At 42.7% G+C, this 5,556-nt stretch carries 3 protein-coding genes and 1 pseudogene; 3 read left to right on the top strand and 1 reads right to left on the bottom strand.

Annotated elements, in window-relative coordinates; genetic code table 11:
- Positions 1–79 precede the first annotated feature (79 nt).
- Positions 80–1,078, top strand: coding sequence for a hypothetical protein (locus VIS94_03515; protein ID HEY9160137.1), 999 nt, complete (start codon positions 80–82; stop codon positions 1,076–1,078).
- 181 nt (positions 1,079–1,259) lie between these two features.
- Here the strand turns inward: VIS94_03515 and VIS94_03510 are convergent, their stop codons facing one another.
- The gene (locus VIS94_03510) at positions 1,260–1,616 is read right to left on the bottom strand and encodes a hypothetical protein (protein HEY9160136.1); all 357 of its coding nucleotides are present in this window, start codon (positions 1,614–1,616) and stop codon (positions 1,260–1,262) included.
- A 1,243-nt stretch (positions 1,617–2,859) separates the two neighbouring features.
- On the opposite strand from VIS94_03510, the gene VIS94_03505 reads away from it, so the two are divergent.
- Together VIS94_03505 and VIS94_03500 are read left to right on the top strand one after the other, a co-directional pair.
- The gene (locus VIS94_03505) at positions 2,860–4,362 is read left to right on the top strand and encodes a hypothetical protein (GenBank protein HEY9160135.1); all 1,503 of its coding nucleotides are present in this window, start codon (positions 2,860–2,862) and stop codon (positions 4,360–4,362) included.
- A 156-nt stretch (positions 4,363–4,518) separates the two neighbouring features.
- Positions 4,519–5,441 (top strand): annotated as a pseudogene (locus VIS94_03500) (helix-turn-helix domain-containing protein).
- Positions 5,442–5,556: the final 115 nt, after the last annotated feature.

Below are 5,556 nucleotides of genomic sequence, written 5' to 3'. Positions count from 1 at the left end.
ACTACTTCATGTGCTTAAGGGTCTAGGATTAAAAATTTAATGTTGAATATATTATTAATAATAAAAAATTAGGAGAAACTTGGAAAGTACAGTAAACTTTATTAGAGTCCTCGCCATAGGGTTCCATATGATGCATAGGGGTTTGGTAATTCTCCTCGTAGTATTTTCACTTAGTTCAAACGTCTGCGGAGTCTACTGGTCGAGTAGTGTTGACACCAATTCGTCTCATTGGTCCATCTATCGCCAGAGCAGCAACATTAGCTTTAACCTCTCAAGCTCAGTTGACGGTAAAATATCACCTGTAGAATTCCATGAGAGAATCCTAAGTCCATACCAATCCTACTATGAAGAAATTGGAGCTAACGACGTACGACTAAGAGAGAGGACAAATGCCCTTGAAGGGAACTACAAATCCACGGATGAAATAAAGATGCAATCTACTGTTTATCCAGACGAAATCGAGATCACCGTCGATAAGCCCGTCGGAACGAACATATACACAATCGAGTACAAAAATGAGAAACGGCCGGTCTTCTTAAAAGCCAGTAGAACCCTAGCTTATTCGGGGCAACAGATAAATAACCGAGATTTTGAAGGAAATAACGGAGATTTTGTAGGCGCGAACTTCCTATACAACCACGAGTTGTCCAAGGAGCAAAGGTCTGTCATCTGGTTACAAAGGATGAACGCCACAGTACTAGCTACCAATGATTCCATTCTCCTGGCAGAGTTTAAGCCCACAAAATATTTAGGCTACCTAATCCAGGCCAAAACTACAGGCATAGCGGATTTAAACTACAGGCTCAGAGATTCTCAGTATGATGTCAAACACCAGAACTATCCTGCCCTAAGCGAAGGAGAAGAACGGTATTACGGTACATATGATCTTTCACGAAAAATAGAGATGAGATCTGTATTCGAAAAGTCCAATGATACCGATGATGAGGCTGATAGTTGGCTTCCATGCTGTTATGAGGGCTGGAACGACATGATGTACTTCGATAAGAAGGGCTTTGGAACCGGTGCCAAAGGGGTATTCGATTGCACCTGCTATAAAGGAACCGCAAAGAACCCATGATCCTCAGGCGAGGATCATGTCCAAAGCATGAAAAAACCATAGAGCCATAGGCAAGGCTGATATGGGCAGTGAAGGCTGATCTGTGCCATGAGACTTGATCTCGACACAAAGACAACCATGATCTCGCGGATGCCCAAATGCGTCTTTGAACGCGTATGTGAAGTTGGGTAGTGTACTCGTTTCATTGAAGGGGCACCCTGAATGTCATCAGTTCTTTGATGGTCCAGACGTGATCAACGAGTCCTTCAGCCATCGCGGGAGTTCTCTGCATCCATCTCTTTCTACCTTGATTGACCTCTAACCTGAGAGACTTATGAGGTTTGACGAAATTGTACCATGCTTGGAAGAAGTCCAGAGCGTGAGTATGCCTTCTCAGGATTTTGCTGCAATTCATGCTCTTGCGCACGAATCTCGCTAAAGAGTTGCGAATTGTGAGATTTATTCGCTTAATGTATGCAGTATTGATCTTTCCGCCGGAATCGGCTCCCAGCAATCGCATTACTTCCACCGGGTCGCCATAAACGATACGCTGTATCACCTCTATGATCCGCCCGTTTTTTCTTTTCTTGCAGACCTTTGCGTACTTCAAGTTAGGGTAGGGGACAAGAACCGGATTTGGCTTTCTCCCGATACCGCAATAGGGTGGTATCTCAAGGAAGCCATAGACATTGAGAAGACCTTCTTCGAAAGGGTCCCAGTTATCGGATGTAAATACAGGAATTGGTGAATCAATTGCGCGACGCTTCTCGATGTCACTGAATAGTCTGATGCAATCCTCTGCGGTTCTTTTTCCCTCACCATCCTCTTTCGAATCGTTGGCATCGACGTTTTTCTCCTTTTTTTATATATGACCATATCTCGTCTACTGTAGTTTCCAAGTTTTTGATTTTGCATACGCAATGCAGTAAAGAGGTAAAGCACATGTTATTAAATAGCAAAATATTAGCACTAAAGAGATATATATCGCTCATCGATTATGCAAGAATTGAATTCAGTTTATAAAGTTGGTGGTTGAAGTGAAAAACTTGGAAAGTACAGCTCGTCTACTTGCACGCGATCGAGACGGAGATTCTTCAAATAATAATCATTCACTTCTTTGCAGTGCTTGTCAGCGAGATCAACCCACTTCCATATTGTGCCCTTATCATGCCCCGAAATCCGCGCAGCTCCCCGAATGCTTCCTTTCTCTGGAATCAGAGCTAGTGTTCGGCAAACCTCATCAATCGGAGTGTTAAGGCCGAAGAACGGCGTTCCATGAGTCTCGCTAAAACAATGGCCACAGGTTCTGCATTTGAGAAGCGCTCTGTTGTCCTTCCCGTATCGTTCTTTCAAACTATGTTTCCTGCACCTTTTTTTCCGAAGTCTGGACAATCCTTCTGCCAGCACCAAAATAGTGAAACATCAAGATTCGAATTCATCGCTATCCCAACTTATTAATTGATGAAGTAGTATTAAAATATTTCAGTTAAGAAAGTACACGACCCATTTTGTATAATATACTTATGAGCATATAGATAGTTATTTTAAACTGAATTATAAATTTTAGAGCCAAAAATATTAATAATATAAAATTAGGCGACACAGCATATTCTACTCCCATGCAAGCAAAATTAATCCAAGTATAAAAACTTTAAATTTTAAGATCACGTTTAAGATTTAAAATAATTGGCGTATATTATAAATAAAGCGAAAAGTTGGAAAGTACAGTAAAGTTTATCATCTACTAATGCTAATTGCTGACTGTAATTACATCAAAGAAAAAAATTGGTGGAGGGAATAACGTGAAACTAATTAAAGGAGCTTTATTATTAACACTGATTGTTTTAATTATTGTTTCGCTGACTTCTGGTTTAGAACTCTCAGCTTCGACCGGAGGCAATGAAGGTAGCTCTTCAACACATGTCGTTTATGGAGCTACTGTCGACGATTATGCAAACGAGCATATAGGACTGAATCCAACTGATGCAGATATCTCTAATACATTTTATGGATCTGGTTCTTTGCCTTACGGTAGCATATCGAAGACTGCCAAATCTGGTGGGGCTAAGGCTACCGAATACAGGAGCGTTACTGGCATTCCCGGAGTTACCACTTGGAATTATGATTGGAACACTTGGTCACCATCATCAACCTCGGCTGGTACATGGCTAAAATTTAATGTCGCCAATGCCCAATATTTCACAGGCGGTAGCTATGGTTCAAATCTTGAAGGCGATTATGCATCAACTGTGGCGTCAGGTGGTTCGCCGACAGGGGTTGGAAAATCATCTGTAAGCAATTTATATACCGAAACAACTGCCTATACCGATCACGTCTTCTCAAAGTTATCTGCGAACTATGGCACAGGAGGAAACTATATCTGGTTCGATGCGTATTCGCACAATAAAGAGGGCGAGAATGCATATCATTGGACTGATGCATATGGCACTACTAGCAGGCCTGCTGTAATATACAACCCATATGTTGATTCTTACGGCTCAAAAACTTACGCCGGTGTTTATGGAAGCACAACTGGAGCGTACGGTACAAGCGCCTTATTCCGCACCCACGTAGAAAACAAAGCCAAGATGTATGGACACTCAGGTACATACTATTCTGGTGGGGGCGATTTCGGATTCAAGACAACTAATTATGCCCAATTAAAAGGATCTGTATTGGGCAAAGCTTATTCATCCAGTTTATCTCTGACTCCAATCACAAATGCGGCGTCTTATCGCACCGCATTATTGCTCGATCCCTTCCGTGCCGAATATGTCACCAAAAATGGCTATAAAGATTGGGGAAATGACGCATTCAATGCTTTGATGAACAAGGGGCAGGCAGTTACATACTATAGAGATTCGGCTGTGACGCATTCTCGCGTAGGTACAATGGACGACTATTACATTTCTGCAATCAAAGGACATATGGGACCTAATGCAATAGAAATTACAAACGCCGCGGAATCTGATAGAGTGGTAACTGGACACGAGCTAGCATCGATGTTCACAAAAAATCCTCGAGGATTGGCAATTTTTGCGGGATGCGATTCATTTAATCCAAAGGCTACCAGCCCCATAGCTAATGCAGTCAAGAATAAAGAATGGCTAAGTGGTGGTTATACCTACAGTGTCGATTCCGCAGGAAATAGCCTGTATATGTCGAAATTCTTTAATTACCTTGCAAATGGTAATACAGCAAAGATGGCATCGCAGCTGGCAACACAAGATGTATTGTATACATACAACAATGTTCTGGTAGTTCCAATATGGACACCTACAAACCATGATTTCAAACTACTTTAATTCTAGGACCCTACACAAGTAGGGTTTTCTTTTTTCATGGGTCGCCGTGCCTACTGTTTATATCAACGTGAAGGTGCCTTTTTCACCTTGCGAAAGGTTTGTAGAGTCCCGAAATTATTTCGCCTATCATCTAAGCTTGGGCGCATAGTCCAAGATATGAAATTGAACAAGACGAAGGTTCGCTATATTCTTCGTCAAAACCGCAAAAGGGTGCCCACAAAAGAGATTGCGCGGGATGTCAAGGTCTCACAAAGGAGAGTCCAGCAGATCATTAAAGAATACAAGGAGACCGGGCAAGAACCTGTCTTGGGCGAAAAAGTTGGTCGCCCCCGCAAACCCTTCACTGAGAAAGAGACAGAGGTCATCAGAGCAGCCCATGCTCGCTACCGCTTTGGAGCGCGCATGCTGGAGACTGTGATCCGGAAACAATTTAAGATCTGCATATCATATCACATAATCGCATACACATGTACCTGAAGGCAGCAGGCCTGGCCCAGGAAGATCTAAAGAAACAGAATCGCAGGAAGTGGGTTCGTTATGAACGAAAGCACAGCATGTCAGCGGGGCATATTGACTGGCATGAATGGGATGGGACTGATGTCAAGGTTTGCGTAATTCTGGATGATGCATCCAGGATGGTGCTGGCCGGAGGGGAGTTCACCGAGATCAATACAGAGAACAGCATGCTGATAATCGACCAATTAGTGGACAAATTCTGGTGGCTCTGTCCCTTGAGGGAGCTGATACTCGATCATGGCAGCGAGTTTGGAGCCCACAGAATCCATGACGACGGAAGCTGGAACAGCGAATTCAAAGATCACCTCAAAAAATATGGCATCAAGCCTATATTAGCCAGAGCGAAGCATCCTCAGACAAACGGAAAGCTGGAACGGTTTTTCGGAGAATACGTCAAGCACAGGCCTGCTTTTCATTCATTCGACGAGTTTATCACTTGGTATAACGATAGACCTCATGGAAGCTTGAATTTCCAAAGCTTGGAGACTCCAGAAAGGGCTTTCAGGCGAAAAATGCCATTGGAAGCTTATTTCGCAATTGGCCATAGACTGTTTGGGTTGTGAAATTATATGAATAATTTAAACACTATAAAACTAGGTCGGGCGCGAAATAATTTCAGGACTACACACGATAGCATCAATGCCGAAATGTTTATATCGTATCGACTGAGATGGGTAC

Source organism: Desulfomonilia bacterium (assembly GCA_036567785.1).
GTDB lineage: Bacteria > Desulfobacterota > Desulfomonilia > UBA1062 > UBA1062 > DATCTV01.
This window is presented reverse-complemented; position numbering and strand designations above follow the sequence as displayed.